At 71.5% G+C, this 2,290-nt stretch carries 2 protein-coding genes and 3 tRNA genes; 3 read left to right on the top strand and 2 right to left on the bottom strand.

Annotated features, from left to right (window positions below; genetic code table 11):
* Positions 1-100: 100 nt before the first annotated feature.
* The 3 genes from HET64_RS38200 to HET64_RS38190 all read left to right on the top strand — a co-directional run bounded on the left by HET64_RS38200 (position 101) and on the right by HET64_RS38190 (position 384).
* Positions 101-173: transfer RNA gene (locus HET64_RS38200), tRNA-Glu, on the top strand.
* A 38-nt stretch (positions 174-211) separates the two neighbouring features.
* Positions 212-286, top strand: a tRNA-Asp gene (locus tag HET64_RS38195).
* 21 nt (positions 287-307) lie between these two features.
* A tRNA-Phe gene (locus HET64_RS38190) sits at positions 308-384 on the top strand.
* A gap of 204 nt (positions 385-588) precedes the next feature.
* Here HET64_RS38190 and HET64_RS38185 read toward each other — a convergent pair.
* Together HET64_RS38185 and HET64_RS38180 are read right to left on the bottom strand one after the other, a co-directional pair.
* Positions 589-1,461, bottom strand: coding sequence for a cytochrome c biogenesis CcdA family protein (locus tag HET64_RS38185; RefSeq protein WP_215111812.1), 873 nt, complete (start codon positions 1,459-1,461; stop codon positions 589-591).
* Positions 1,458-2,267, bottom strand: a complete 810-nt coding sequence (locus HET64_RS38180; RefSeq protein WP_215111813.1) for a thioredoxin domain-containing protein — start codon at positions 2,265-2,267, stop codon at positions 1,458-1,460. The genes HET64_RS38185 and HET64_RS38180 overlap by 4 nt, the downstream gene beginning before the upstream one ends.
* Between the last annotated feature and the right edge of the window lie 23 nt (positions 2,268-2,290).

Here is a 2,290-nt window from a genome sequence, read left to right as displayed (position 1 = left end):
GCCCCACCCCGTCGCCGTAAACCGTTTTGGCGATAGCTCCACCCATCCCATATGCTTCTCACGTCCCCGACGCGCTGCGAAGCGAACAGGCGGGCCAATAGCCCTCATCGTCTAGTGGCCCAGGACGCCGCCCTTTCAAGGCGGTAGCACGGGTTCGAATCCCGTTGGGGGCACGTTTCACCGTGTGCGAGACTTGTTTCGCACACCGCTTGGTCCTGTGGAGCAGTTTGGAGTGCTCGCCACCCTGTCAAGGTGGAGGCCGCGGGTTCAAATCCCGTCAGGACCGCTGCAGCCCCAGCGGCTGCGTGGCTGGGTAGCTCAGTTGGTACGAGCGATCGCCTGAAAAGCGATAGGTCGCCGGTTCGATCCCGGCCCCAGCCACCACAGAAGCGCCCCGGACGAAGTCTTCGTCCGGGGCGCTTCCATGTGCCGGGCCCGGGGGGTTCCCCGGTGCCGGTCTCATGTGCCGGGGGCTCGGCGACGGGGGCCGCCAGCCGAGACGGCCCGCCAGGCGTTCTGGCGGGCCACTTCAGCGGGGCCCGGACCACCACGTGATCCGGGCCCGGCCGCGGCGGTCGCGGGTCGGGGTCACACCTTCTCGGTCTCCTCGGTCTCCTCGGTCGTCCCCGCCGGAACGTCCGGGTCGCGCCGGCGCAGGGCCCGGGCACCCAGGACCAGCAGCACGACCAGCACCACGGCGCCCAGCAGCACCCCGTCCGGCACCTGTTCGCCCAGGTTCCGCGCCCACTGCTCGACCTCGAACGACGCGTCGACCCCCAGCAGACCGGGCAGCGCGGTCGTCCCGTCGTACACGAGGAACAGCACGCCGAGCCCGATGAAGAACAGCCCCGACAGCAGCGACGTGGTGTGCAGCTCGAACCGGCCGAGCCGGACGGCACGGCCGCGCAGCCAGGTCCGGCGGCCGAGGTCGAAGCGCTCCCAGAGCAGGGCGAGCACGAAGAGCGGTACGGCCATACCGAGCGCGTAGACCGCCAGCAGCAGCCCGCCGTAGACGGGGCTGCCGCTGACCGCCGCGACGGTCAGGACGCTGCCGAGGATCGGGCCCGCGCAGAATCCGGCCAGGCCGTAGACCGCGCCCAGGGCGTAGACGGAGAACGCCGTGGTGGGGCGGATCCGGCCGCTGAGGGCCGCGATCCGCCGGGACGCGAAGCCGAGCCCGACGATCTGCGCGACGCCGAGCACGATGATCAGCCAGCCCGCGCCCGTGACGAGGGCGTCCCGGTGGCCGTAGAACAGCCGTCCCGCGTAGCTGCCCGCCGCGCCGAGCGGGACGAGGGTCGTGGCGAGCCCGGCGTAGAAGATGCCGGTGCGGGCCAGCAGCCGGGAGGTGGAGTCGATGGAGTACGCGAAGAAGGCCGGCAGCAGCAGCGCGCTGCACGGGCTGACCAGGGCGAGCAGCCCGCCGAGGAAGGCCGCGAAGTAGCCGATGTCCGCCGTCACTTGGCGGGGTCCTCGGCGTCGTTGCCCGCGTTGCCGGTGTCCTTGCCGGTGGTCTTCGCCTGCTCGGCTGCGGCCTCGATGGCCTGCGTGAACGTCTCCTCGGGCTGCGCTCCCGCGATCGGCCGGCCGTTGATCAGGAACGACGGGGTGGACGTCGCGCCGATGCCGTACGCCTGCTCCTGGTCCTTCTTGACCGCCGCACGGGCCGCGTCGCCGTCGAGGTCCTTCATGAACCGGTCCAGGTCCTTCACCCCGGCCTCTTCGGCGAGCGCCTCGACCCGGTCCTTGCCGAAGCCCTTCTCCTTCGCCCCCTCGGCGTAGGCGGCGCCGTGGAACTCCCAGAAGCGGTTCTGCTGCCCGGCGGCCCAGGCGCCGCGCGCGGCGTTCTCGGACTCCTCTCCGAAGATCGGGAAGTTGCGCCACTCGATGCGCAGCGTGCCGTCCTTCACGTACTGCTCGATCAGCTTCGGCTCGGTGTCCCGGGCGAACTTCCCGCAGTAGCCGCACTTGAAGTCGGCGTACTCGATCAGGACGACCGGGGCGTCGGCGCGGCCGACGGCCAGCTTGTCGTCGGCGTCCCGGCGGGCGAGCTTCGCCAGCTCCGGGTAGACGCCCTCGTTCGGGTCGGCGGAGACCTCGGCGGCCGGGGCGGAGGAGGTGTCCGGGGCGGTGTCGTCGGGGGCGGTGGCCCGGTACGACGCGAAGCCGAGGAGACCGGCGGCCACGACGGTCACGGCGCCGTAGACCAACGGCTTGCGGGAGGAGGACTTCTGACCCGTGGAGACGGGCTTCTTGGGCGTGGGCATGCGGCACTCCGGGCTGGTGGCTG

This window comes from Streptomyces sp. McG3, assembly GCF_018619185.1.
Classification (GTDB): Bacteria; Actinomycetota; Actinomycetes; order Streptomycetales; family Streptomycetaceae; genus Streptomyces.
This window is presented reverse-complemented; position numbering and strand designations above follow the sequence as displayed.

Excerpts from the sequence above, each read along its gene's own strand:
- HET64_RS38180 (WP_215111813.1), bottom strand. The coding sequence starts at position 2,267 with ATGCCCACGCCCAAGAAGCCCGTCTCCACGGGTCAGAAGTCCTCCTCC.